We start from the raw sequence: 23,330 nt of genomic DNA, 5'->3' as shown, positions 1-23,330 counted from the left end.
GATGGTTAATATGACGACGCAACTCAGTTATACCCGGGGTGGTGAACCGTGGGCACCTCAATTTATCGAGGCGATTGATGAACAAAAATGTATAGGGTGTGGCCGCTGCTTTAAAGTGTGCTCCAGAAATGTCTTCGACTTAATTGAGAAGGAGGCCACGGATGATGATGATGACTATTATGATGAAGACGAAATCATGATGGTGATGACTCTGAAAGACCAAATGGACTGTATCGGATGTATGTCCTGCGCCAAAGTTTGTCCTAAAAACTGTCAGACGTTCACCGCACCCTCTGCATAAATAACAAAAGGATGAGTTCTCATCCTTTTTTAGTCAGTCCTTTTTATCCCCTTAATGTTTCTTAGCTGACAATTTGTTTTGTTATAAACCCTACAAACGGTATGACAATTTTGTCGTTCTTATTCCAATGTCACATCAAGAGCATTTTTTACTTCTTAAAAATCATATGGTTGTGACTTTTTGTGATCTTGGTCGGGTTATTGCAACGGTAACAATATCGAAAGAACCGAAAGATATTCAACCAAGGAGTGGCTATGTGGGATTACTCGGAAAAGGTGAAGGAACACTTCTTTCATCCAAAAAACGCAAAATTAGTTAGTGACGCTAATGCACGTGGGGATGTTGGTTCAATCAGTTGCGGGGACGCATTGAGTTTAACGCTTAAAGTTGAACCTGACACTGAAGTGATCTTAGACGCTGGTTTTCAAACCTTCGGATGTGGAAGCGCGATTGCGTCGTCATCAGCACTGACAGAGATGATCATCGGTAAATCACTTGATGAGGCCATGAGCATTACAAATAACGACATCGCGGAATATCTTGATGGTCTACCGCCAGAAAAAATGCATTGTTCTGTAATGGGGATGGAAGCATTACATGCGGCAGTCGCTAACTATCGTGGTGAAACGTTAGAAGATGACCATGAAGAAGGGGAGTTAATCTGCAAATGCTTTGCTATTGATGACTTGATGATAAAACGCGTGGTTGCAGCCAATAAACTCACCACGCTTGAAGAAGTGATCAACTACACCAAGGCGGGCGGAGCATGCACCTCTTGCCATGAAAAAATTGAGTGGGTATTAGAAGATTGCCTTAAAGAAATGGCAGAACAAGGTTTGATTACTGATGTATCCAAAAAACACGATGAGCCGGAAACTGAGATCGTCGCCATTGTTGAGTCCATCATTGAACAAGTTCGTCCTTCGGTGCAATCCGATGGCGGTGACATTAGTCTGGTCGATATTGAAGACAATATCATTTTTGTTGAAATGAGCGGCGCATGTGTTGGATGTGGCTTATCTGGCCTGACGATGGCGAACTTGGAACAAAAAATCACTCAAGCCTTGGGTGACGCTTATACGGTATTCCCAGTTCAACAAAACGCATCGAACACGATTAAAAAGGAAGGCTCTTATGACGTATAACGCCAAATTAAGCAGTGATAAGCTGGTTTACCTTGATAACAATGCGACAACCCGTATTGACCCTAAAGCGCTCGAAGTGATGTTACCGTATCTAGATACTTTTTATGGCAATCCTTCTTCGATTCATCGTCTTGGAGCCGCCGTCGGTCATGCGATGGAGACAGCACGCGAACAAGTTCAGCAGTTAATTGGTGCGGAACACGCAAGCGAAGTCATTTTCACTTCTTGTGCGACCGAAGCAACGTCTACGGCCATTCTATCTGCGGTTGAAGCCTACCCAGATAAGAAAGAGATCATTACCACACAAGTTGAGCATCCGGCGACGTTGCAACTTTGTCAGATGTTGGAGCGTAAAGGCTACACCGTTCACTGGATAGGTGTGGATAAAAAAGGTCGCCTCGACATGACTGCCCTCAAAGCGGCTTTAAGTCGCAATGTTGCGATACTTTCTATCATGTGGGCCAACAATGAAACCGGCACGATATTTCCTATTGAGCAAGTCGCTCAACTGGCGAAACCATTTGGTGTGACTGTTCATGTAGACGCGGTCCAAATGGTAGGGAAATGCCCGGTAAATGTACAAACTTGCCCGATTGATATGTTGTCTATTTCGGGGCACAAGTTTCATGCGCCAAAAGGGATTGGGGCTTTATATGTAAAACGCGGCACTAAGTTCCGTCCGTTATTACGTGGTGGACACCAAGAGCGTGGAAGACGTGCTGGCACGGAAAACGCAGCATCTGTCATCGCAATGGGTAAGGCTGCTGAACTGGCATGTGTAGCACTTGAAACAGAAACGCATCGAATTCAAATGCTTCGCGATCGGCTTGAACAAGGGCTACTTGCGCGAATTCCCAATTGCTTTGTGACGGGCTTTCCGAAACGTCGAGTTCCGAATACCACCAACATCGCTGTGGAGTATGTCGAAGGTGAGGCGCTTTTGTTGATGATGAATCAGGTTGGTATTGCCGCATCGTCGGGGTCCGCTTGTACCTCAGGATCACTAGAGCCGTCTCATGTGATGAAAGCGATGCAGATACCGTTTACTGCGGCCCACGGTACATTGCGATTTTCTCTGTCTCGATTTACGACCGATGAAGATATCGATCATGTGCTCGAACATTTGCCGCCGATCGTCGCACGATTGCGTGAAATGTCGCCGTATTGGAACTCAGAAACACAACAGGGTAGTGAGACGGAATTTATTCCAGTCTATGGCTAGGAGTGTCGCGATGGATAAGCAAGCGCAGCCGTTAAATGTCATTATCAATGACACAACATTACGTGATGGTGAACAGAGCCCCGGTGTGGGCTTTACCATCGACGAAAAGGTAAACATCGCTCTATTGCTCGAGTCTGCAGGTGTCAGTGAGCTTGAAGTCGGTATCCCGGCGATGGGTGAGCGTGAGCGTGAGGGTATTAAGGCTATCACCCATAGTCTCACACATTCCAAGACGATGGGGTGGTGTCGGATGTTAGCGGAAGATGTGGATTGTGCGGTTGATCTTGGACTGGATTGGCTTGATCTTTCGGTACCTGTATCGCACCAGCAAATCAAACATAAGCTGAATAAGACACTGGAGCAGGTGATAAGAGCTTGCGAATCCGTCATTCAACAAGCTATAGATAACGGTATGCAAGTCTGTGTGGGAATGGAGGACGCATCCCGCGCCGATCATGATGTGTTATGCCGGGTACTCGAAGTGGCGGAATCTTTTGGTACGAGCCGGGTTCGCTTCGCTGACACACTCGGTATTCTCGACCCGTTTTCTACATACCAGACCATATCTGAATTACGAGCTCAAACGGGTCTTCAGATTGAGATGCATGCACATAACGATTTGGGAATGGCGACCGCGAACTCTTTAGCGGCAATACGTGCAGGGGCAAACTCTATTAACACGACAGTGAATGGTTTGGGCGAGCGCGCAGGTAATGCCGCGCTGGAAGAGATAGCGGTTGCGCTAAAGGTGCTTAATTACGCAGAAACTGGTGTGGATTTGCTAAAGCTTGAAGGTTTGTGTCGTTATGTTCAAGTCGCCTCTGGCCGTCCACTGATGCCGCAAAAGGCCATTGTTGGGGACTGTGCTTTTACGCATGAATCGGGCATCCACGTTGATGGCTTACTCAAGGATATTAAGAACTATCAGGGTGTTGAGCCAAGTCTGGTAGGACGAGACCATCAAATGGTTCTGGGTAAGCACTCAGGTATGCAGGCCATTGAGTCAATCTATACAGCGATGGGGATCACGCTGACTACAGCACAGTGTGAATTGATAAAAGCACAACTCGTCAATTGGGCTGAAACTTACAAATGTGTCCCGGATCCTCAGCAGTTGCGTAGTTTCACCTCAATGATTTTACACACGGCTTAATCTCAAAACTTTCGGGAGAGAATGGTATGGATACCAGAGAACAGCATCGGCTTATTGAAGATCTCGAACAGCTGGAGGGCGTAGAGGAGTTTTTAGAATACTTCGCCATTGAATACGATAGCCAGATTGTACAGAGCAAGCACATTCCGCTGTTAAGGCTTTGTCGTCAGCTCTTAGACGCAAGGAAAGTGACAGACAACTACGATGATTACCGAAGTGCATTATCGATAGCCTATGGACAAATTACGCGCGGAAGGCTTCCTACGGTAAATCAAAGCACTTGTGCGACATGTCAGTCAGATTGCGACCAAGCGGAGTAACCTTATGCAGGCAGAAATACCCCGTTTTGAATCGGGTGACGAAGTACGAGTAGTGAGAAATATTCGCAATGATGGCAGTTTTCAGGACAGAGACAAAGGAGACTTGCTCGTTGAAGCCGGAAGCGTCGGTATCGTTCGTAGTTACGGTTATTTTTTGCAGACACAGCTCATTTATCAAATTTTTATCGCAGCAGAAAACAAAGTGGTTGGCGTGAGAGACAGTGAAGTTATTGACGCCACATTGCCTTGGGTTCCTTGCCTGTTTCGGTCTTTAGATAAAGCAAAGTTGACTTGCAGTTTAGTCATGTTTGGCGAGCCACTTGCGTCCAAAGGAGACGTAATAGAAGTGCACCGAGCTTATCGAAATTTAGATGATGGAACCGTTAACTACGAAGTTAAGTTTGGAGAGCACACGATTACCTTAGATGCCACGCGATTAAGCCCAATAGAGGCATAGGAGTAACAGCATGGAAGCATATAAACGTCACTATCTGACTGCGAAAGTGGCGACAGAAAGATATCAATTAAATCCTCAGTGGCTGAGTGAGCAGCAAAAGCAAGATGTAAACACGCAGGTTGAGCAGCTTTTTCGAATTCAGTCGGCAGTACTAAGTTCAAGTCTGGGTATTCAAACTTACGTTCATGACGATGAGCTTGAACAGGCGATAAATGACGTAATGGAAGGGTATCCAAGCTTAGAGGAATTTTATCGTGCGCTTAACGGGCAACAGTTGTCAGAAAGTGATCTCAGGCTGGCGTTAAAGGATGAACTTCGCTGCAATAAAGTGTTAGAAAAAGTCAGTAGTGATGCGCCCGAGCTTAGTGAACAAGCGGCTTTCAAACATTATCAAGCCAACCAGGAAAAGTTTGTACGCCCAAGCCTGTGGGAGCTCAGTCAAATACTGGTCACCGTAAATACCGCTATTGAGGAAAACCACCGTAAACCTGCATTTGCTCGTATTCAGACAGCAAAGCAAGAGTTAAAGGAGAGAGATTTTTCTCAAGTCGCACTGAAATATTCTGAATGCCCGAGTGCAGTCAATGATGGCTATCTGGGATGGTGTGAAGAGGCCAAACTTTTTCCGCAAATCGCACAGCAGTTACCACTGATTGATCTTATGGAGATTAGCTCAGTTATTGAGACGGAAATTGGTTTTCATTTGATTCGTGTCCACTCAGTAAAACCCAGTGGTCAAGTACCATTTGAGCAAGCCTATTCCTATCTCAAACAAAAACATCAACAAAGAGCGAAAGCGTACATACAGAAGCAGTGGGTGTCGCAGTTGTTAGCTGAAGAGGGATAGTTTATGGCAATAAATAGATCTAACCTCAGTTGTTGCTTGGCTGCTGCGTTGCTGTTCTCGAGCAACAGCTACAGCCAATCTCTGACACTTGCTGTTGCAAATAACTTCTTTCGTCCAATGAAAGCGCTTGCGAGTGATTACACGCAACTGCATAGCGAGGATGTAGAAATTAGCACTGGTTCAACGGGCCAGCTTTATGCGCAAATTGTTAACGGTGCACCATTTGATTTGTTTTTTTCAGCCGATCAACGCCGACCTCAACTGCTGGTGGAAAAACAACTGGCCGAAGATCAGTTTACGTACGCACAAGGCGTTTTGGTGGCATGGTCGCCTGTTGAGAATTTTGACGTTAAATCAGAGTTATTTTCGGCAAATTTTCAATACCTTGCGATCGCTGACCCAAAGCTTGCCCCCTATGGGTTGGCAGCACAGCAGATGCTTGAGAAACATCAACAGTGGCAAGGTGTGCAGAACAAACTGGTTATCGGTAAAGGGTTGAACGCGACCTATCAATTTGTTTTTACGGGTAATGCACAAATCGGACTGCTGGCGAAATCACAGGTTTATCAGCAAGGAGAATTTCAGTCTGGGAGCGTTTGGCAAGTGCCTTCGAGTGATTACCAGTCAATTAAGCAAGATGCAGTGACGCTGAAGTTGGGGAACGGTAAAGCCAGTGCGACGCAATTTATTGCTTACCTGAAAAGCGACCGCGCTAAAGCGATCATTCGCAGTTATGGCTATTTGACCGACTAAAAGAAAGAGTGAGGAATACGCCATTGGATGGTTTAGTGATTGTTACAACACTGAAGTTGGCTTTCGTCGTAACGTGCGCACTGTTGGTGATTGGCATACCTACAGCTTGGTGGTTATGTCATGGTAAATCGCGTTTTAAGCCGGTGATAGAGTCTGTTCTGCTGCTACCTTTGGTTCTGCCGCCGACCGTTCTCGGTTTTTACCTGCTCGTACTACTTGGACCGCAGGGCAGTGTGGGACAAATTTTATATCAGTTGGGCTGGCAACAACTGCCGTTCACTTTCACGGGTATCGCGGTAGCTTGCACCATACACTCGCTACCGTTCGTCCTCCAACCGCTTAAGAACGCGTTCGCCGCCATTGGTAAAAGATCAATGGAAGTGGCGGCAACATTACGAGCGTCGCCATTCGACACGTTTGTGACGGTCACTCTGCCTTTAGCATGGCCGGGTGTTTTATCTTCTGCTGTCATGGGGTTTTGCCACACACTAGGCGAGTTCGGCGTGGTGCTTATGATTGGAGGAAATATACCGGGACAGACTCGGGTTATGTCGGTCGAAATTTACAATCATGTCGAAGCACTCGACTACCTAAATGCTCATATTTTATCAGCCGGATTAGTCGGTTTTTCTTTTCTGGCGTTGTTGTTGATTCATTGGCTCAACAATCTGCATAAAGCCAGAATGGAGTAGGAGGAGTCGTATGCTCAACGCGACAGTTATAGAAAATGAAGACGTAATAAGTACTGAAAATGAAGCTTCAATAAGCGCGAAGCTGAACATCAACTATGAAGACTTTCAGCTCAAGGCAGAGTTAGATCTGCCCAGTCGAGGTGTGACCGTGCTTTTTGGGCATTCAGGTTGTGGGAAGACCACCTGTTTGAGAGCAATTGCGGGGCTTGTCCGAGTTGAACAAGGCGAAGTACGAGTCAACAGCGAACAGTGGCAAAGCTGGGATGGAAAAGTTTTTCTTCCTACCTTTGAACGCCGAATCGGTTACGTTTTTCAGGAGCCAAGTCTATTTCCGCATTTAAACGTTGATCAAAACCTCGCTTATGCCGAGAAGCGGGTAAAGACACAACCAACGCTGTTTAAACGTGACAGCATTTTGCCGTTATTAGGCATCAATACGTTGTTGCACCGCTACCCGTCGCAACTTTCCGGAGGAGAGAAACAGCGAGTGGCGATTGCGCGTGCTTTGCTGACACAGCCCCAATTGTTGCTGATGGACGAGCCTTTATCGGCACTGGACCATGCCAGAAAAGAAGAGTTCTTACCTTACCTTGAACGTCTTCAGAGGGTGTGGGATCTGCCTATCATCTATGTCACTCACTCGGTACAGGAACTAGCAAGGTTAGCCGATCATATTGTGTTGTTTAATCAAGGCAGCATTGTCGCCAGTGGTGGTGCTCAACAGGTAATGTCTGACGCTCAGTTTAGTCATCTATTTGGTGAAGAGATGGGCAGCGTGTTTGACACCGTAGTACAAAGCCATTGCGAAAAGTATGGCATGACGGAGGTGGTGTGTGACAATGTCACGTTTCATATCCCCGGAGAAACGGCGAACATTGGAGAGCGCCAGCGATGTCGGATTCTGGCCAGCGATGTGGGGATTGCATTGGATGAGCCTGTTTCCACCACCGTACTCAACCGATTACCGGCAAAGATTATCGAGATTGAATCGAATTCGATTCAATCTGGTGAAGCTTTAGTTGTATTGGAACTCGCTAATCAACAACGTTTACTCGCCAGAGTAACGGTTAAATCGCTTCATGAACTCGACTTACAGCGAGATCAGCGTGTCTGGGCGCTCATTAAAGCTGTCGCGATTTGTTAAGAGCGATAGATTACAAGTTTACCTAGAGAGATAAATTAACCACCCGAAGGTGGCTATAGGTTTTCTTAAAGTATTGGTACACTTCCCCAAATTATGGCATTGTCGTTTGCTAATGCGCCTAATGCATAGGTGGTTCCTGCATATTCAACGGTAATTACTCGAGCTTCATAGTCAGAGCTGTTTAAAATATCATCGTAGCAGCCTGTCGCGATAACATTTTTGGCGGAAAAGTATCCTTTCACTCTTTTTAACTGACCAGTCAGAGTGCAGACTCCATTTACGACAAAGCTACCATCATCGTTAATTGTCCATGTTGAGCCATCATTGAAGTTAGTATGCGTTCCTGCAATTACAGAAAGCGGAGCACTATCTGATGTTCGATTGAAGGAGTAAACTAAATTTTCATTGTCCACTACGCCGCTTATTGTTGCTCCATCTTCAGAAAAAGAGATCTGTGTTTCCAAAGTAGGGTCATATACATAATCATATGAAGAAACATAAGCTAAACCCATATTTATCATTGTGTTACCACTAATAGAGTGGGTGTCATTGAAGTACAATGAATCATCAAAATAGTCGCCAACAAGCACTGAATGTTGGCTTAGATCCGTGTCTATCAACATGACGACTAGATCAGTACTATTAATGTAAATTCCGTCTTTTGTATAAGAGCGTTGAAAATCTGGAGCACTGTCATCTCCGTCACTATTACAGCCAAATAATATGGATATAAGTGAGAGTGTTATCAGCGATTTTTTCATACTAAACCTTGCCTTAATTATTATCCGTAAATCTAACTCGGTTAATTAATTGCGCTACTTAAATAAACACGCCTGAAATTGTATAAAGTAGTATTCAGACGAGAATGTTAGAAATACCAAGCTAGGTTTGCGTTAATACCACTCACTTTAATACTGTAATCTAGCTTTTCATCATTCAATTTTGCGCTGTAATCTTCGTCATGCATTACAACCCATTCCACTTGTAGTTTGACATTAGTGCCTTTTCCAATTTCCGCACCAATGCCGTAGGTAAAATCACCCTCGCTGTCACTTTCTCCACCTACTTCTGCCGTTGTTACACCATAACCAAATATTCCATAAAGAGAAAAGTACTCGTGAATAGGTAAGGTTGGTCTACCATAAACAGCAAAAAACCGACTAACTTCGACCGAAGTTCCAAAGTAGTCTTCGTCAGTGACGCCAAAGTAACCACGACCTTCGACTGATATCCAAGGGTTAAACTGGTAACCAGCGAAAGCACCCAGCATAGATGCTCCTGAAATATCATCACTTCCGGAGCCTATAAACGTGCCGTTGCTATCATATAAAGAACCACTTACATCCATTGTTAAAAATGAAGCTCCAATCCCAAAATAAACATCATTAAGGTTATCTGCACTGGAACCTGCTGTTGCTATTGATGGTATTCCTAATAGAAGTAGTGAGGAAATACTCACTGAGCGGATTTTATTCATATGACTACCTTGTCTATCTGATATTTTTATATGTAACCTGATGAATTATGCGCTATGTGCATGCTTGTGCATTATTTTGACGCCAATAAAGTGACGAAGATCAACGTAAATATTTGTTATTGATATATTTGTTTTTAACTAGGTGTTGGATAAAACACGAGCGGTTTTTTGAGGGTTGGTCAGTGCTCGTCTAGCTTCTTTTAGGGGCGTTAAGGCACAGTCCAAGTGGGAGGAGAGCATCTATACTTCTATTAAATAGTTAGTTTGGAGAGGTGGCTGCCATGGACTTTACAGAAAAACTTCGGCTAAAAGGTAAGGCGGAAGAAGACCTCTATTTTGCGAAGTTAGACCGTCAGCTTATCGAAGCACTGCATGCAAAGCAGAAGCAAGAGCAGGCTATTTTGAAGTCAGAAGAGTCGCAGGATCCAATCCTAACGGCAACGATGGAAACAAAATAACCAGCGCTATCTGAATAATGTTTTTACAGACAGATGCTCGTGAAATCCCATTTAGGTCATATCAATTACGTTGAGTGGGCAAGACGCGTTTTTACGATCTATTACGCCCACCATTTAATACCGGGCTTTCTTCAAACTTAAGTAACCTTCTACCATCAGTACAAAAACAGCGAGCCAAATTGCAATATACGTTGGCCACTCTTTCGCTGTGATACTCTCACCTAACAAAATAGCCACCACAACTAAAAGAACGGGTTCAACATAGACCAACAGACCAAACAAACTGAGGTTAAGGTGCGGCGCAGACAAAGATTGAAATGCCAGGGCTAACGTACTGATTAACCCCAAACCAAGAATTAACCACAGGAGATCAGAACTTACATTGATCTCTTGAAGAATGTAGCCGCTTTCAAAAATAAAGTAGAGACTGACAGGCAGGCTCAGCATCATATCGAACCAAACACCACCAATATTGTTAGTCTCAGTTTTTTGTCTTAGCCAAAAATAGATTGGGTAACCTAAGCAGACAACCAGTGTAGGCCAGGCTAATGTCTGCGAAATGACCATTTGGTTGAGAATGCCCAGTATGGCAAAAAAGCACGCTAATTTTTGAAAACGCGACAATTGATCGTTAAATGCCAAACGTCCCACCAAAACTAACGTGATCGGCATAATAAAGTAGCCAAGCGATACCGCAAGTCCATAGCCGTTCACGGGTGCCCACAAAAATAGCCACAACTGGATTCCAATTAAAAAAGACGTCAAGAACCGAGTTAAGATGAACATTAAGTTAAATTGCAATAATCGCTGAAAGATACCCACAACTTGATGCCAATTGCCGTTTAGCAAAATGAAACCCGTTAAAAGAGGGAAAGTGATTAAAATACGCCATCCATAAATTTCTTCTCCATCGAGTTCACCGAGTAAAGACGTGTAAGCGAACATAGCTGCGAAGAGGGCCGACCCGATGATATTGAGAGTCACGCCAAAAGGAGTATTGGTTCTAGTGTGCATAATTATTTTCGAGTGCGATTCAAATTGATGATGGTACTTATACCAATCGTAGTAAATAACTGGTCATTCTAGCTTGTTAAAATGCTCGATAACGGCGTTAAATTTTTTGATTGTAGGATAACTACTTATCGAAAAATTTTGCCTTGTTCTCCAGCATTTTTCCTACGCTACCTCTGATCACTTACTTACTGTGATTGGTATTTCAAAACACGTGAGCTTGTTAGCGTAGTTACGAGCGGACTTATTCAGGAATGAGTAAGTTGTTTTACCGCATGATTATTGATTGCTCAATGTGTTGCAAAATTATTGTTGCGTTCTGTTGCGTAAGCTAACAGAAATTAAACATCTTTGCACCAAATGTGTGCTTGAGTGCATAAAAAAATAAGATTCGAGGTTGCTCATACGCTTCTCGTAGATAGATGAGCCAGAAACCTTTAATTTATTATGTCTATTCCTGTTAATCTTAAAATATTATCCCAACCAGTGCTTTGTTGATGCTCCGTTGTATCGACCCTAACTCGAAATTTACGTTTAATTTTAATTAATATTCATCGTTGAATCTGAAGAATAAATGTATTCGATTACACTCTATTATACTTAATTGTCTTGAATTTAAGGTGGATAGAATAATTAAATGTTCATATTATTTTAACTTAACAATGACACTCTGATCGGAATGTAACTAATTAAAATGCAATAATATTACCTTTTCCTTAATTAGCTATCTCTATGAATTTCATTAACTTAAAAGTCATATTTAAATGCTAATTTAATATTAAATATACGGTTAACCACTACAAGTAAGTCTCCGCGATATTAAACATTCAATCTATAAAACATGGATGAGATACAAGATGAAAAAAACACTGATTACATTATCGGTGGGTCTGGCACTTTCTAACGTTGCCAACGCCGAAGTTTTGATTACGGAATATGTTGAAGGCGGCAGCTATAATAAAGCAATAGAGCTGTACAACAATGGCTCGGAAAGTGTTCTGCTCTCTAATTACACGTTAGCACGCTATAAAGATGGCTCTGAAATCCCGACACAAATGTTGAATTTGACTGGTACTTTAGCGCCACAAGAGCTGTTGGTCGTACAAAACAGTCAGGCAGAGCTGTCACTATCGGCTGATGTCGCCACTATCATTTCTTCTGCTCTGGTACACAATGGTGGTGATGCAGTTGCGCTTCTTAATGATGGCAATGTAGTTGATATTGTTGGTGATGTGCCAACGACAAGTGGTTGGGGAAAAGACATCACCCTGCGCCGTATAGGACGTTCTGCGAGCACAGTATTCGATGAGAGTGACTGGACCAGCTACGCCAAAGATACATTTGACGGTTTGGGAAGCTTGTCGGATGAAGGTGTAGATAACACCATTCCAGACGCGACAGCAACAACCATCATGGAAATGCAGGGGGATGCCTGGAGTTCACCTCTGATTGAATCTGGTTATGAATCAGAAGGGTATTACGAAGTTACAGGTATCGTGACAGCGATTCAAACGTCTGCACTAGGCAATGACCTGCCAGTAGGATTCTTCCTGCAAGATCAATATGGGGACGGTAACGAGAATACCTCTGATGCAATTTTCATCAGAGGTGATATTAGTGGTACTGAGGTCGGCAATACCGTTACGGTGCAGGGGAAAGCTTACGAAAGCTATGGCTGGACTCAACTGATTGATACGCATGTTAACAATGTTGAGCCTACCCAAATCACGATAACTCCAACGCCACTACGTACTCTGGATACGGATGACAGTTTCGACTTCACTCTGGAACGTCATGAAGGCATGCTTGTTGAACTGGACGAAGCAGCAGATATGCATATCACGCGAACGTTCAGCTTTGATTACGACGCATACCGCTACAACATGATGGCATCGTATGAACGGGTTAATCTACATATGAACCAGCAAAATGTAGCGGGATCCGTCGAAGCCGCAGCTAAGGACAATGAAAATAAAGATCGCCGAATCTATATTGAGTCATTCCAAAAAGCGGCTAACGGTGTTGTGCCTTGGTACAGTGATTTTCTGACAGAAAGTGCGGTTCCAATGGAAGACGGTACAACAACCAGTGATGACTATATCCGCATCGACGACACTATTAACGGACTTCAGGGCGTATTGGGGTACTCATACAGTGATTTCCGTCTGTACGTTACCAATGAAGCAACGCAAGACACGTTTATTCACAATAATGACCGTACCTCGACGCCGGATCTCGTCGATGGGGACCTGCGCGTCGCGACTTTCAACGTACTTAACTACTTTAACTCACCATTTGGCGGGGCTGAAAACCCATATGGTGACAACCGTGGTGCGGAAACAGCCGATGAGTTTGAACGTCAGGGTGATAAAATTGCCAAAGCCATCGTCGCGATGGATGCAGATATCGTTGGTCTGATGGAGATTGAAAACAACGGTTTTGGCGAAGCGTCTGCTGTAGCGCATCTGGTTAATAAAATTAATCTTTTGATTGAAGATGAGTCTGACCAGTATTCGTACGTGTCCAGCGAAGATTACGACTATGTTGGTACCGATGCCATCACTAACCAGGTGATTTTTAAACCTGCTAAAGTCACACTTGATACATACCGACTGATTGAAATGCCGGAGCAACACGCGACCGAAGGTGAGGATACTGACAACTATCAAAGAGATGCCATTACTCCTACGTTCCGTATCAACGGTACTGACGAGACCATCACGGTGTCTGTTAATCACTTCAAGTCAAAGGGCTCAACCTGCTGGGAAGATGTAAACCTGCAGAACAAGCAAGATGTAGATGGACAGGGCTCATGTGAAAATTTCCGAGTTTCTGCCGCACAACACTTGGGTACTGAGTTAGCTAAAATTGATGGACACAAGTTGATACTAGGTGACTTGAACTCTTACGCCAGCGAAGATCCGATTTTGTTGTTAACAGAGCTTCCGGAAGGTTACTCGGTGACACCAGCTCGTGATACGTTTATTGGTGATCAAAAAATGGACGGTGCTCAACCTGAAAGCCTCTCACAGTCCTTTGGCTATAGAAATGTTATCAGAGAATGGCATCCGAATTCATACAGCTATTCGTACAACGACACTCTAGGAACACTGGATTATATTTTGGCAGATGCAGAAACGGCAGAAAACAACGTAATTGCCGCTATCGACTGGAATATCAACTCGCCTGAATCCACTTATGTTGATTACACAACAGAGTACTCAGGTGACTTACCGAAATATTCTGATATTTACCGAGCGTCTGATCATGATCCAGCGATCGTTGTGCTTGCATTTGGCAATGATGATAAACATAAGCCTGGAAAGCACCCGAATCATCCTAACAAGCACAACAAACATAAAAATAAACACAACCAGTCCGACAACAAAAACAAGCCCAAGAAACCGTGGTTTCAAGGTGGTAACTAAGACATAAGTGTTTATTGAAGTGAAGGTTTTTAGGTTGATTTTATTTGTATGGACAGTTTTACCTTCCAGATAAGTAGTGTCACTTAAATAACAGCCCTTAAGCCCGGCCAGGAAGTAAACAGTTTCCTATAGCCGGGCTTTTCTTATAACTGCCGATAAACTAAACCGAATGGTGGTGTGGTGCCAAATGGCGCGCTCTTAGTCATCATTCATCCGACGTGTTATTAAATTCCTTACTCAACCAAGATTTCAACTTAAGAACATTTTCGTTGCGCAGCTTTTCTGGTTTGCAAACAAAGAAAAACTCCAAATGCGGATTTTTAACTGGCGACCCTATTTCTACCAACAAACCGTGCTTAATTTCATCACGGACGAATAATCGGTGTGTAACGAAAACACCCAGCTTTCGGATTGCGGCCTGAACGGCATGTATTGACGCGATAAAACTCAAATTATTTTGCTTCTTGGGAACGGGCAGAGAGTTACCCTGACACCAAACACTCCAGTCCTGCTTTCTACGCAGGTTTTCAGCATAAATCGCAGGATAGCGTTGCAATAATTCAGCAGCGGACGGGATGTCTTGTGATGAATCCAACAGGTCAGGGCTGCACACCAGTAACAGCTCATCATCTCCGAGCTTTTCGCAATAGTAGTCTTCCCATTCATCGGACTTACCGTGAATGATTGCTACGTCCACACCTTCTTGGTTTAAATCAAAAGGACCGATTAGATTAGACAGGCGAATGTCCGCGTTCGGGGCGTATTGTTGGAAGTTATCGACTCTTGGTACCCACCAATGGATTGCCAGAGAGTTAATCATATTCAGTGTGATTCGATTTGATTGTGGCTGGTGAGTAACGGCTTCCGTCGCATCAACGATCGTTTTTAATGCCGGAGCAATGTCATTGTAGTACTTCTGGCCAACGGAATTGAGCTGAACCTGCCTGCCGACTCGTTGAAACAATGGTTGCCCGATGAGTGATTCAAGGCTTTTTATCGCTTGGCTGATTGCAGAGTGGCTCACGCTAAGTACACCAGCGGCTTCTGTCATGCTGCCGGTTTCTGCGACCGCAACAAATGCGTAAAGAGATTTCAGAGGTGGTCGTTTATTCATTTGTAAGTTTATCTAACAGGTTTGTTTAAATATATTCGTTTTTTTCTCTGTTGTCATTGCACTAGTATGGGCTCGTCAATAGGGAGGATACTATCTTGTCGAAGAACCACGCTGTACCTTATATGCTAATTTCAACGTTCAGTTTGTCATTAACTGGACTTCTATTAAAAAAACTTACCGAAATGATGGGTATTGAGCTGCTTACGTTTCTCCGTTTTCTTATGCCAACCTTGTTGCTTTTTGCAATTGTAGTGGCTTCAAAGTTACCTATGCCGCCACGTAAAGTAGTAAAGCCTATTATTATTCGTGGGCTATGCATCGCTGCATGCCAGTTGTGCTTCATTGCCTCATTGAATACGTTATCTCTGGTCGAAAGCTCGGTACTTTTTGCAACAGGGCCGCTTTTCATTGCCGTTTTAGAAAAGTTGTTTTTTAAAGTGAAGATTAAAACAGAAACGAAATTCGGTTTAGCCGCGACTTTTATTGGCGTTTTAATGCTGGCTGGTGATGTGTCCGGAATTCAGTTTAGACCGGAGCTGTTAATTGGTTTAGCTTCGGGACTGTTCAGTGCAGGGTCACAGGTGAGTCTGTTTCGCGCTAGCAAAAGGGAGGTGATGCCCTCTGTTCTTAATAGCTGGACATTTCTTATCGCTGCATTGAGCGTGCTACCGTTATCCTTCATATCAGGTTTGCCAGAACCAGATATGCAGATATTGTTAGCACCACAGGGCAATTTATTGGTGTGGGTATGCCTTTTCGGGCTTTCGATATCCGTCGTAGGCAATCAAATTTTCCGCTCTAAAGCGTATAAGTTGGCCGAAAATAATTCTCAAGTTGCACCGTTGATCTTTACCAGTTTGTTGTTCACCGCGATATGGCAAGTGCTGTTTTTTGAAGAGAGCTTTTCTATCTATCAGGTCGTCGGAATTGCACTCATCATTATTGCTGCGTTGATGAATAGCTTTGCTTCCAAGTTATTCAAACACTTGTTGCAAACCAGAGTTCGCCATGTTTAGTCGGTTCAGCATAAGACGTGAAGTGATGACGGATAATCATCTGTAACAAGCTAGCAGGTAGAATCAAAAGAAAGGGCTGGAGTACCAGCCCTTTTTGATCAAACTTTTGCGAGGATATCTCCAACCACTTTTTCCGGAGGCTGATTGATATCGATATAGATTGCCTCCTGCTCGGTGGGTTCGATCAGAGTATTAAACTGGCTTTCTAGCATCGCTGAACCTTGGAAATAGTGATCTTCTCTGGCCTTTAGACGAGCCCATATCGTGTCAAAATCACCTTTTAAATAGCAGAACGTGAGATCATTACAGCCCGCTCTTAATGTTTCTCTGTATTCTGGTTTTAAGGCAGAGCATGCCAGTACCAAGTTTTCCTGTTCCTGTATTAACGCATTTAAGGTTAACAGCCATTCTTTTCTGTCTTCATCGGTAAGAGGGATGCCATTCCTCATTTTTTCAACGTTCTCCGCTGGATGGTAATCATCACCATCGAAAAAAGGGATGTTCAGAGATTTTGCCAGCGAGTCACCGATAGAAGATTTACCGCACCCAGAAACACCCATAACGACATATTTTTTATTCATAGTATCAACTCATAAGTAGGCTTAATGGGCAGATTTATCGCCACCATAATGCAAGCTCTGGGAAAACAATCACGAGAGCAAGAACACTAACTTGTAGTGCTATAAACGGAAGTAGTGCAGTGAATATTTCACCAAGGCTAATGTCTTTAGGCGCAACAGACTTAAGATAAAATGCTGCTGGACCAAAAGGTGGCGACAAGAACGCGACCTGCATGTTTAGACAGAACACCACACCAAACCAGATTGGGTCCATTCCAAGGCCAGTGATGATCGGGACGAAAATCGGCATAGTCAGTAGTGCAACGCCAACCCAGTCCAGGAACATACCCAGAACGAACAGAATCGCCATCATGATAAGCAAGGTAGACATCGCGTTTCCGCCACTTAGCGCGAGAATCGTTTCCTCTACAAAGTCGATACCGCCCATTAGGTTGTATACGCCAACCAAAGCTGAAGCGCCGATACCAATCCACATGATCATGCCGCAGGTACGCATGGTTGCGATAGAAGACTCTTTGATCATCTTCCAATTAAGTTCTTTTCGGATAGCCGCGCTGATAGCAATACCAACCACACCCAGAGCAGAGGCTTCGGTAACTGATGCAATACCGGTGTAAATACTTCCTAGAACCGTCGCTACGGATAGCAAAGGGAAGAACAGCGCTTTGAAGTAACTTGGATGAGCTTCTGCATCTTTAGCCAGGTCTTCTTCTGAAGGTAACGGAGCAAGGTCGGGATTCAGCTTACAGCGAATCAGTACGTAAGCCATGTAGAACATTGCCAGAATAAACGCTGGTAAGAATGCCGCTTTGAATAGTTCGCCAATTGATACGGAAGCCGACAAACCATAGATAATCAGAACGATACTCGGTGGTAGCATGGTGCCTAGTGCACCGCCAGCACATGTGGTGCCGATTGCTAACTTACGGTCATAGCCCAGTCTTAGCATTTGTGGCAGAGCAAGAATACCAAGTAGTACGGTTTCTCCGCCGATAACGCCCGACATAGATGCAAGGATCACCGCAACAAGCAAGGTTTGAACCGCAACCCCACCGCGAACTTTACGGCCAACACTTTTCATTGCATCGAACAAGTCTCGGGCAATTCCTGAGCGGTCGAGCAACGCAGCCATCAGTACAAACATTGGTACCGCAAGGAATACGTAACCGCTGACGAAGCTGAAAATACGGCTCGTAATAAGCGGTAGTGCATCGACGCCAAACCAGCCTAAGGTAAAGATCAGTGCGACAAGGCCTGTTACGAAAGCGAGTTGCATGCCAGTCAACAATAGACCAATCATCAACACCAGCATCAGCAAGCTGCCGTACTCGATGCCAATTGATGACAAGTTCGATGTGAAGGTTTGCACACCAACCCATCCTAAAGCAGCGGCTAAGGTCAGAAGGCCGATGACAAGGAACACTGGTTTGTAGCTCCCAACAGAAGGTTTTGTAGAAGATAAGTTATTCATCGCCTTCGTCCCTTAGTTGTTGAATTTCTTTAATCAAATGCAAAATGAATTGAATAAACATCAGGCAAACGGTAAATAGAATGATGCCTTTAAGCAGGGCTGGGAATGGTGGATTCCAAGCGGAGCCCGAGGTTTCTAATCTCAATCCACCCCAAGGAGCAAACCAAGAGTTAGCCACAGTTTGCCACGCTGCATAAATCAATAACCCACTAAACAGTAACCCTGCTAGATGGTGAAAGACATTCAGGTAACGCTTTGTCTTTTGTGATACCGCATCGTAAACGAGAACGACTCTTACATGTTTGTCGGTTGCGAGAGCGTAGGCCCCGCCAATCACAAACAGTGCTCCACCAATAAAGGAGGCGGTTTCGTGCACCCACATGGTTGGTGAGTTAAACAAATAGCGGCTTGCTACTTCGTAAAATGAAATGATGACGGTGGCAACAAACAATAAACTAAACAGCTCACTGATTTTGGTTATTGCTTTGTCGAGAATATTCTGGGGCATTTCAGTCTCTAGATTTGTGTCTGATTCTTTCATATGTCTAATTCCAAATGAAATAGGGAGGAGTTACCCTCCCTTAACAACTTATAGAAGGCCTGAGTCTTTTAGGTAAGTCGTAATAGAATCGTAAACTTTTTTCGCATTAGGAGAGAGCTCAGCATATTTTTCCCACTCGCCCATCGCAATCAGACGGAACTTCTTACGCTCTTCTTCCGACCAGTCGTGGATGGTAATGTTAGGGTTGGCTTCAGCTTCTTTAACGGCTTTCTGGTCTGCAATACGCAGTTGAGTCGTAATATCTTCAGCAAAGTCACGAACCGATACCGTCATGATCTCTTGAAGATCGGCTGGTAGTTTGTCCCACTTTTTCTGACTCATTGAGATATCAATCGTTGGCAGTGAGTGGAAGCCAGGTTGAACTGGGTGAGTTGCGATATCGTTCATGCCTGCTTGATGGTTAGTAGAGAAAACGGTGTAGTCAGCAGCATCAATAACGCCTTTACTCAAACCCGTAAAGACCTCTGAACCTGGTAGATTTACTGGGGTCGCACCTGCAGCCGCAAATACTTGTTGAACCAGACCCTCCGGAGCACGAAGCTTAAGACCTTTTAGATCATCAACCCCATTTAGTGGCACTTTAGATACAAATGACTCTACGCCTGTTGTTGAACCGCCAATGTATTTCACGCCGTACGGTGCGTAGAGTTCAGTCATTAACTCATAACCACCACCATAGTTGATGTATTGAAGTAGTTGGCGAGTGTCTGACCATGCACCAACCATATTACCGATCAGACCAAACGCTGGATCTTGGCCAGTAAAGTAACCTGTTGCGGTAATGTGACCATCGATAACGCCCATTTTGATAGCGCCCAGGGTTTCTGTGTGTTTAACCACAGCACCAACAGGCAGTAGGTCGATTTCAATACGACCACCAGACATTTGCTCTACGCGTTCCGTCCACTCTTTTTGAACCTGAAAGTTCTTGTCACCAGATGGATCACTAGATTGAAACTTAAAGTTAAAGTCAGCAGCGAATGCTGAAGTGGATAGCAACGCTAGTGAGATAGCTGAGGTTAGGGATTTTTGTATGATGTTCATTCATTCGTCCTTTAATTTATTATCGGATCTACTTGTATTCCTACTACGCCCGAATGTTACCGGGAACATTTCGTAAGTTACCGGTAACATCGGTTGAAATCTACGAGTTTGATCACGTTCCGTAACATCTTTAATTAGTTTCTAACATGAATGAGATGTCTGTTTATGAATGAGGGTTTATATATTTTCGATGGAATTCTTCGAGCTGAGATAGACTTTGCTATTTGTTTCAGTTATATCTCGTAATTCTGTTCGATGTCATTTGGTAAAAGGGTTGTTCGTCATGTTGGAGATGTTTGGCGTAATTAATATATGGACGTATTTGGTCGGTCTGACCATGATCATTCTTGCTCCGGGTCCAAACTCTCTCTATGTGTTGAAATCGAGCTCATCGCTGGGTGTTAAGGCGGGTTATAAAGCAGCTTCTGGTGTGCTTATTGGTGACGCGGTTTTAATTTTGCTCTCTTACCTAGGTGTTGCTTCGTTAATTCAAGCTTCACCCGTCCTGTTCACGATTATTCGCTACTTGGGTGCCGCGTACTTGCTGTATTTAGGGGTGAAAATCATTCATCAGTTAATGAGCAAAAGTGATGATGGTGAATCAGACGTCACTCGCCCTAAGAAACGCGAAAATGTGTTTGCTAAGTCGCTGACGTTAAGTATGACCAATCCAAAAGCAATCCTGTTTTACGTCTCTTTCTTTATCCAGTTTATCGATTATACGTACGAACACACGTGGATTTCATACTTGATCCTAGCGTTTATCTTAGAAGTTTTTAGCATCATTTATTTGAGTACGCTGATCTTTCTGGGTTCATCATTAACTCAGTTATTCAAAGATAATAGAGTGTTAGCAAAGTTAGGCAACGGGTTACTTGGCATGTTCTTTATGGGCTTTGCGGCAAGGCTAGCAAGCTTAAGTTAATCCGGCCCAAGGCTGGTGGACTTTGTACAAGATCTTCTGAAGGCGAAACCTTTATCCTCTGAGACCGTTTCTGTATCAACATTGTAGCGTCTACTAAGAAACTTAATTGATATTCAATTGATCCGTATCAAAACGCTTGCGTATATTAGCGGTTGCTTATGAAATCTACTCTACAGTTAATTTGGTGGTGTTAAAAACTTAATTAAGTCAGACAGTCTTTTTTCTCTTAAGCAATGTATTGCGATGGGAGCGTATCCATACGCTAAGGAGCAGATGATGAAAGACTACACACCAATTAAAAGCATAAGCATGAATGTACTTATGTTTGTGAGTATGGCGCTCGCGCTACTATTATTCTTGTCGCTTCCTTTCGCTCTGTCCGCTGATGATAGCTCAGATCGTCCTTCTTGGGCTGGGAATCAAGGTAGAGATGGAAAGCCAGGCAGAGGTAATAATGATCGGGGCGTGAGTAAAGGCGACCTTTACGGTGATTTGCTTATTATTGTCCGCAATGACAATGGTGAGCCAGTGAAATATACCTGGGACTGGGATGAATTGGACGCAACGTTATACATACCGCAACAAGATGATAATGGTTGCTTCCAGCCAATCGCAAATGAACAGGCTACCGATGTAGTCACCGGGGAGCCGCTACCTTTACTTCCTGAAGAGTTTCAAACAGAAGATGGATTAACACTGATTCCACTTAACAGTGATTGTGAAATTGTCGAAAGCTTAGTGGGTTATGAGGACTACGTTTTTGCAAGTTACGCTGAAGAAGTGGACTTTGGTCGCTTGAGTGTTGCGAGATCACCGGTTGATGTGATCGACTCATCCTACAATGAAGCGATGTCTAATATTAACAATGCGATTAGTGTGAGAACCGACCCAGCTGGACGAATTGAGGTGGAGGTTACGGAGGATCTATTCAAAACCATCGATTCGCCACTGGAAAACTTGGCACTCTATAAAGCACTGATGCTAAATGGTCATCTACCTGATCTTACTTTGTCAGATGAGCAGTTAGGTGGTCTTAGACATTTAGCTGGTAACGGTGTTGAAACATTAAGTTCGGAAGACTTGGATACGGCTGCAGCGCTTTTAGCAGGGGCTGGAGATAAGTTTGGATCTATCACTCTCGATCTAGTTATTAATATCAACACCACTCTAGGTATTAATGACAACGGGTATTTCAATTTTATGGGGTATAGCTATTACCGTGATGTTATGTATTCCGGAATTGAAGTGGGGCTAGTTCTTCCAGGCGTAGAGCCGGATATTAATGCCCCAGTGGTGATTTCAACTTTGTCATATCAGGTGGTTCCTCTTCTTGATATAGCAGGAAACCCTCAGGTCTTTACGGTTGACCAAGTAAATACGAATTATGCACGTGGCTTTACACAAGCGGCCGATGATTCGTTAAGAGTGATCAACTATATCCATAATTGGGCGCTTCCTGATTTACCTGAAGGCCTTGTATGGGAGTAGAGAATAGCTTGTATTTGTCGCTGCAATAACAGTGAAGTGGGGGAGATTACAACTCCTCCACTTTTTTGCTATTCCAACAACCCGAACAACCGAATTGGTTTTATGTTTGTCAGCACTATGCGGTAATGAGTTACCCAGATATTAACGTTTAGAACGGCCTCGTGAAGAGCGCTCTTTATGTGCTGAAGCGGCTTTAGCTTGTGATTTCAAGATTGACTCAACCGTAAGTTCCATTGGCTCTTTAGGTTTTAGTCCGTTTGGAAACGTACGGGCGCGTGGAGGCAGTTCGAACTCTTCACTTGATGCTCTCGGCATGCGCTTAAATCGGTACAAATAAAAGTTCTCTAACTTCTCTCTTGCCCAATCTGTTTTCTTTAAATACTTCACGCTACTCGCGACTGATGGATTGGTATGAAAACAATTAAATCGCATTGCTGCATCTAAGATATCCCATCCATAAAAATCCGCTAGTTCTGCGATCATTGTCTCTAGTTTAAGACCATGGAGAGGGTTGTTTTTTTGAAGTTCAATTCTTTCTTCATCAGTCATGATCTGTACCTCAGGGGGCTCGTGTTTAAATATAGGCATAATACCAATTCCCACAATAATCTGACCATTTACTCATCAAGATTGGGATTTTGTATGGGTATGACATGTAATAGCTTAAAAGCGTGAAAGATGCTCGCTATAAGGCAAAATCAATAGAAGAAAGGGAATCAGA

At 43.8% G+C, this 23,330-nt stretch carries 24 protein-coding genes; 15 read left to right on the top strand and 9 right to left on the bottom strand.

Annotation, left to right across the window (positions count from 1 at the left end):
* The first annotated feature begins 10 nt into the window (after window positions 1-10).
* The 10 genes from fdxB to modC all read left to right on the top strand — a co-directional run bounded on the left by fdxB (window position 11) and on the right by modC (window position 8,034).
* Window positions 11-301 carry a ferredoxin III, nif-specific gene (gene fdxB, locus DBX26_RS17745; protein ID WP_014234010.1) on the top strand — a complete coding sequence of 97 codons (291 nt, stop codon included), beginning with the start codon at window positions 11-13 and terminating at the stop codon, window positions 299-301.
* A 254-nt stretch (window positions 302-555) separates the two neighbouring features.
* Window positions 556-1,446: a Fe-S cluster assembly protein NifU gene (nifU, locus tag DBX26_RS17740; protein WP_118120285.1), complete on the top strand. Its 891-nt coding sequence runs from the start codon at window positions 556-558 to the stop codon at window positions 1,444-1,446.
* A complete protein-coding gene (nifS, locus tag DBX26_RS17735; RefSeq protein WP_118120283.1) occupies window positions 1,436-2,668 on the top strand; it encodes a cysteine desulfurase NifS in 1,233 nt (410 codons plus the stop codon). Before nifU ends, nifS begins: the two co-directional genes overlap by 11 nt.
* Before the next feature lie 10 nt (window positions 2,669-2,678).
* Window positions 2,679-3,821, top strand: a complete 1,143-nt coding sequence (gene nifV / locus DBX26_RS17730; RefSeq protein ID WP_118120281.1) for a homocitrate synthase — start codon at window positions 2,679-2,681, stop codon at window positions 3,819-3,821.
* A 26-nt stretch (window positions 3,822-3,847) separates the two neighbouring features.
* Window positions 3,848-4,141: a nitrogenase-stabilizing/protective protein NifW gene (locus DBX26_RS17725; protein WP_118120279.1), complete on the top strand. Its 294-nt coding sequence runs from the start codon at window positions 3,848-3,850 to the stop codon at window positions 4,139-4,141.
* A 4-nt stretch (window positions 4,142-4,145) separates the two neighbouring features.
* Window positions 4,146-4,598 carry a nitrogen fixation protein NifZ gene (locus tag DBX26_RS17720; RefSeq protein WP_065298780.1) on the top strand — a complete coding sequence of 151 codons (453 nt, stop codon included), beginning with the start codon at window positions 4,146-4,148 and terminating at the stop codon, window positions 4,596-4,598.
* Between the two features lie 10 nt (window positions 4,599-4,608).
* Window positions 4,609-5,445, top strand: a complete 837-nt coding sequence (locus DBX26_RS17715; protein WP_118120277.1) for a peptidylprolyl isomerase — start codon at window positions 4,609-4,611, stop codon at window positions 5,443-5,445.
* A 3-nt stretch (window positions 5,446-5,448) separates the two neighbouring features.
* Window positions 5,449-6,198, top strand: coding sequence for a molybdate ABC transporter substrate-binding protein (modA, locus tag DBX26_RS17710; RefSeq protein ID WP_118120275.1), 750 nt, complete (start codon window positions 5,449-5,451; stop codon window positions 6,196-6,198).
* Between the two features lie 8 nt (window positions 6,199-6,206).
* A complete protein-coding gene (modB, locus tag DBX26_RS17705; RefSeq protein ID WP_254063612.1) occupies window positions 6,207-6,890 on the top strand; it encodes a molybdate ABC transporter permease subunit in 684 nt (227 codons plus the stop codon).
* 10 nt (window positions 6,891-6,900) lie between these two features.
* Complete coding sequence (gene modC / locus DBX26_RS17700; protein ID WP_118120271.1) at window positions 6,901-8,034, top strand: molybdenum ABC transporter ATP-binding protein; 1,134 nt, start codon at window positions 6,901-6,903, stop codon at window positions 8,032-8,034.
* Window positions 8,035-8,099: 65 nt separating this feature from the next.
* Here modC and DBX26_RS17695 read toward each other — a convergent pair whose 3' ends face one another.
* Both DBX26_RS17695 and DBX26_RS17690 read right to left on the bottom strand, forming a co-directional pair.
* Window positions 8,100-8,795, bottom strand: coding sequence for a hypothetical protein (locus DBX26_RS17695; RefSeq protein WP_118120269.1), 696 nt, complete (start codon window positions 8,793-8,795; stop codon window positions 8,100-8,102).
* A 107-nt stretch (window positions 8,796-8,902) separates the two neighbouring features.
* Entirely contained in the window at window positions 8,903-9,511 is a 609-nt protein-coding gene (locus DBX26_RS17690) for an outer membrane beta-barrel protein (protein ID WP_118120268.1), read from the bottom strand.
* A 281-nt stretch (window positions 9,512-9,792) separates the two neighbouring features.
* On the opposite strand from DBX26_RS17690, the gene DBX26_RS25515 reads away from it, so the two are divergent.
* Entirely contained in the window at window positions 9,793-9,969 is a 177-nt protein-coding gene (locus tag DBX26_RS25515) for a hypothetical protein (RefSeq protein ID WP_014234020.1), read from the top strand.
* Between the two features lie 114 nt (window positions 9,970-10,083).
* On the opposite strand, the gene rarD is transcribed toward DBX26_RS25515, so the two are convergent.
* Complete coding sequence (rarD, locus tag DBX26_RS17685) at window positions 10,084-10,983, bottom strand: EamA family transporter RarD (RefSeq protein ID WP_065298776.1); 900 nt, start codon at window positions 10,981-10,983, stop codon at window positions 10,084-10,086.
* Between the two features lie 854 nt (window positions 10,984-11,837).
* Between rarD and DBX26_RS17680 the strand changes: the two genes are divergently transcribed.
* Complete coding sequence (locus DBX26_RS17680; protein ID WP_118120266.1) at window positions 11,838-14,408, top strand: ExeM/NucH family extracellular endonuclease; 2,571 nt, start codon at window positions 11,838-11,840, stop codon at window positions 14,406-14,408.
* Window positions 14,409-14,613: 205 nt separating this feature from the next.
* Here DBX26_RS17680 and DBX26_RS17675 read toward each other — a convergent pair whose 3' ends face one another.
* Window positions 14,614-15,522 carry a LysR substrate-binding domain-containing protein gene (locus tag DBX26_RS17675; RefSeq protein WP_065298774.1) on the bottom strand — a complete coding sequence of 303 codons (909 nt, stop codon included), beginning with the start codon at window positions 15,520-15,522 and terminating at the stop codon, window positions 14,614-14,616.
* 122 nt (window positions 15,523-15,644) lie between these two features.
* On the opposite strand from DBX26_RS17675, the gene DBX26_RS17670 reads away from it, so the two are divergent.
* Window positions 15,645-16,538: a DMT family transporter gene (locus DBX26_RS17670; RefSeq protein WP_118120264.1), complete on the top strand. Its 894-nt coding sequence runs from the start codon at window positions 15,645-15,647 to the stop codon at window positions 16,536-16,538.
* Between the two features lie 98 nt (window positions 16,539-16,636).
* On the opposite strand, the gene DBX26_RS17665 is transcribed toward DBX26_RS17670, so the two are convergent.
* The 4 genes from DBX26_RS17665 to DBX26_RS17650 form a co-directional block, all read right to left on the bottom strand.
* Window positions 16,637-17,119 (bottom strand): gluconokinase, encoded by a 483-nt coding sequence (locus DBX26_RS17665; RefSeq protein WP_014234025.1) that lies wholly within the window; start codon window positions 17,117-17,119, stop codon window positions 16,637-16,639.
* Between the two features lie 34 nt (window positions 17,120-17,153).
* Window positions 17,154-18,431 carry a TRAP transporter large permease subunit gene (locus DBX26_RS17660; RefSeq protein WP_049794701.1) on the bottom strand — a complete coding sequence of 426 codons (1,278 nt, stop codon included), beginning with the start codon at window positions 18,429-18,431 and terminating at the stop codon, window positions 17,154-17,156.
* A gap of 151 nt (window positions 18,432-18,582) precedes the next feature.
* Window positions 18,583-19,131 carry a TRAP transporter small permease subunit gene (locus DBX26_RS17655; protein ID WP_118120262.1) on the bottom strand — a complete coding sequence of 183 codons (549 nt, stop codon included), beginning with the start codon at window positions 19,129-19,131 and terminating at the stop codon, window positions 18,583-18,585.
* 48 nt (window positions 19,132-19,179) lie between these two features.
* The gene (locus DBX26_RS17650) at window positions 19,180-20,196 is read right to left on the bottom strand and encodes a TRAP transporter substrate-binding protein (RefSeq protein WP_014234028.1); all 1,017 of its coding nucleotides are present in this window, start codon (window positions 20,194-20,196) and stop codon (window positions 19,180-19,182) included.
* A gap of 283 nt (window positions 20,197-20,479) precedes the next feature.
* Between DBX26_RS17650 and leuE the strand changes: the two genes are divergently transcribed.
* Complete coding sequence (gene leuE / locus DBX26_RS17645; protein ID WP_118120260.1) at window positions 20,480-21,121, top strand: leucine efflux protein LeuE; 642 nt, start codon at window positions 20,480-20,482, stop codon at window positions 21,119-21,121.
* Between the two features lie 243 nt (window positions 21,122-21,364).
* Complete coding sequence (locus DBX26_RS17640; protein WP_254063610.1) at window positions 21,365-22,609, top strand: hypothetical protein; 1,245 nt, start codon at window positions 21,365-21,367, stop codon at window positions 22,607-22,609.
* Between the two features lie 141 nt (window positions 22,610-22,750).
* On the opposite strand, the gene DBX26_RS17635 is transcribed toward DBX26_RS17640, so the two are convergent.
* A complete protein-coding gene (locus DBX26_RS17635; protein ID WP_014234031.1) occupies window positions 22,751-23,158 on the bottom strand; it encodes a VF530 family DNA-binding protein in 408 nt (135 codons plus the stop codon).
* Window positions 23,159-23,330 lie beyond the last annotated feature (172 nt).

The organism is Vibrio sp. dhg (assembly GCF_003443775.1).
GTDB classification, from domain to species: Bacteria; Pseudomonadota; Gammaproteobacteria; order Enterobacterales; family Vibrionaceae; genus Vibrio; species Vibrio natriegens.
The sequence above is the reverse complement of the archived record's forward strand: the minus strand, read 5'-3'. Positions and strand labels throughout refer to the sequence as shown.

What these genes read in the sequence shown, in the direction of transcription:
- fdxB (WP_014234010.1), top strand. Translation starts at nt 11, where the DNA reads ATGACGACGCAACTCAGTTATACCCGGGGTGGTGAACCGTGGGCACCT.
- nifU (WP_118120285.1), top strand. Translation starts at nt 556, where the DNA reads ATGTGGGATTACTCGGAAAAGGTGAAGGAACACTTCTTTCATCCAAAA.
- nifS (WP_118120283.1), top strand. Translation starts at nt 1,436, where the DNA reads ATGACGTATAACGCCAAATTAAGCAGTGATAAGCTGGTTTACCTTGAT.
- nifV (WP_118120281.1), top strand. Translation starts at nt 2,679, where the DNA reads ATGGATAAGCAAGCGCAGCCGTTAAATGTCATTATCAATGACACAACA.
- DBX26_RS17725 (WP_118120279.1), top strand. Translation starts at nt 3,848, where the DNA reads ATGGATACCAGAGAACAGCATCGGCTTATTGAAGATCTCGAACAGCTG.
- DBX26_RS17720 (WP_065298780.1), top strand. Translation starts at nt 4,146, where the DNA reads ATGCAGGCAGAAATACCCCGTTTTGAATCGGGTGACGAAGTACGAGTA.
- DBX26_RS17715 (WP_118120277.1), top strand. Translation starts at nt 4,609, where the DNA reads ATGGAAGCATATAAACGTCACTATCTGACTGCGAAAGTGGCGACAGAA.
- modA (WP_118120275.1), top strand. Translation starts at nt 5,449, where the DNA reads ATGGCAATAAATAGATCTAACCTCAGTTGTTGCTTGGCTGCTGCGTTG.
- modC (WP_118120271.1), top strand. Translation starts at nt 6,901, where the DNA reads ATGCTCAACGCGACAGTTATAGAAAATGAAGACGTAATAAGTACTGAA.
- DBX26_RS17695 (WP_118120269.1), bottom strand. Translation starts at nt 8,795, where the DNA reads ATGAAAAAATCGCTGATAACACTCTCACTTATATCCATATTATTTGGC.
- DBX26_RS17690 (WP_118120268.1), bottom strand. Translation starts at nt 9,511, where the DNA reads ATGAATAAAATCCGCTCAGTGAGTATTTCCTCACTACTTCTATTAGGA.
- DBX26_RS25515 (WP_014234020.1), top strand. Translation starts at nt 9,793, where the DNA reads ATGGACTTTACAGAAAAACTTCGGCTAAAAGGTAAGGCGGAAGAAGAC.
- rarD (WP_065298776.1), bottom strand. Translation starts at nt 10,983, where the DNA reads ATGCACACTAGAACCAATACTCCTTTTGGCGTGACTCTCAATATCATC.
- DBX26_RS17680 (WP_118120266.1), top strand. Translation starts at nt 11,838, where the DNA reads ATGAAAAAAACACTGATTACATTATCGGTGGGTCTGGCACTTTCTAAC.
- DBX26_RS17675 (WP_065298774.1), bottom strand. Translation starts at nt 15,522, where the DNA reads ATGAATAAACGACCACCTCTGAAATCTCTTTACGCATTTGTTGCGGTC.
- DBX26_RS17670 (WP_118120264.1), top strand. Translation starts at nt 15,645, where the DNA reads ATGCTAATTTCAACGTTCAGTTTGTCATTAACTGGACTTCTATTAAAA.
- DBX26_RS17665 (WP_014234025.1), bottom strand. Translation starts at nt 17,119, where the DNA reads ATGAATAAAAAATATGTCGTTATGGGTGTTTCTGGGTGCGGTAAATCT.
- DBX26_RS17660 (WP_049794701.1), bottom strand. Translation starts at nt 18,431, where the DNA reads ATGCTGGTGTTGATGATTGGTCTATTGTTGACTGGCATGCAACTCGCT.
- DBX26_RS17655 (WP_118120262.1), bottom strand. Translation starts at nt 19,131, where the DNA reads ATGAAAGAATCAGACACAAATCTAGAGACTGAAATGCCCCAGAATATT.
- DBX26_RS17650 (WP_014234028.1), bottom strand. Translation starts at nt 20,196, where the DNA reads ATGAACATCATACAAAAATCCCTAACCTCAGCTATCTCACTAGCGTTG.
- leuE (WP_118120260.1), top strand. Translation starts at nt 20,480, where the DNA reads ATGTTGGAGATGTTTGGCGTAATTAATATATGGACGTATTTGGTCGGT.
- DBX26_RS17640 (WP_254063610.1), top strand. Translation starts at nt 21,365, where the DNA reads ATGGGAGCGTATCCATACGCTAAGGAGCAGATGATGAAAGACTACACA.
- DBX26_RS17635 (WP_014234031.1), bottom strand. Translation starts at nt 23,158, where the DNA reads ATGACTGATGAAGAAAGAATTGAACTTCAAAAAAACAACCCTCTCCAT.